Here is a 1,108-nt window from a genome sequence, read left to right as displayed (position 1 = left end):
TATTTACTACTGCGATTTTACGGCTAAAGTAGATTTAATTTTATTTCTGTTTGCGATGTCCATGATGTAAACTACGTGTTTCATCTCCACATCTTGGTCTGAGCGTATGGTTATGGTTGGCGACTCTGTATTGCCTATTTTATTTAATACTTCTGCTTCTAAAGCGTCTTTTGAGACTTGTTTTAAATCTACATAGTAATTCACATTTTTATCTACACTAACAGATACATTTTTTGTTTGCGTGGTTTTGCTTGTAGATTGTGGCAATAATAAATCTATAGCTTCTGCAGAGACTAAAGTGGATGCAATCATAAAAAAGATAAGCAGCAGAAACACTATATCTGTCATGGACGACATATTAAATTCTGGTGATACTTTATTTCTTCCTCTTAAATTCATAGTTTACATTGGTTCGTTTAATAGGTCTAAAAACTCTACGCTATTGGCTTCCATTTTATACACCACTTTGTCTGTTTTTACTACTAAATGGTTGTATGCCATATAGGCTACAATACCTACAATTAATCCTCCAACGGTTGTGGTCATTGCTGTGTATAATCCATCTGCCAAAGTTTTTATATCTATAGAACCTCCTGAGTTGGCGATTTCGAATATAGATAAAATCATACCAATTACTGTTCCAAGAAACCCAATCATTGGCGCTACTCCAGATATGGTAGCTAATACACTAACGTTTTTCTCTAGACTATAAATCTCTAATCGTCCTGCGTTTTCTATGGCTGTATTTATATCTTCTAAAGGTTTGCCAATTCTGGAAATCCCTTTACTTATTAAACGTGATACTGGCGAATTTGTTTGTGCACATAGGTTTTGTGCCGAATCGATTTTACCTCCACTCACATAATCTCGTATTTGATTCATAAAATTAGAATCGACCTTAGAGGCTTCTTTTATAGCAAATAACCTTTCGAAATAAATGTAAGTTGCTACTATTAAAAGCACAACGAGTATGGCGATTATTACCATTCCTGCTGTTCCTCCTGTGGTAATAAGCTCTATTATAGACAGTGTTTTTTCTACTGGTTCGCCTTCTGTTAATTGTGCATCTGCATTTTGTGCAGTCTCTTGGATTAAGGTGTTTAACATA

The 1,108-nt window shown here is 34.7% G+C and carries 2 protein-coding genes; both read right to left on the bottom strand.

Features of this window, described 5'->3' with window-relative positions; genetic code table 11:
• Positions 1-6: 6 nt before the first annotated feature.
• Positions 7-399: an ExbD/TolR family protein gene (locus tag ACVC5O_RS02115; RefSeq protein WP_452219815.1), complete on the bottom strand. Its 393-nt coding sequence runs from the start codon at positions 397-399 to the stop codon at positions 7-9.
• 3 nt (positions 400-402) lie between these two features.
• A complete protein-coding gene (locus ACVC5O_RS02110; protein WP_452219814.1) occupies positions 403-1,107 on the bottom strand; it encodes a MotA/TolQ/ExbB proton channel family protein in 705 nt (234 codons plus the stop codon).
• Position 1,108: the final 1 nt, after the last annotated feature.

This window comes from Lacinutrix salivirga, from assembly GCF_053604675.1.
This window is presented reverse-complemented; position numbering and strand designations above follow the sequence as displayed.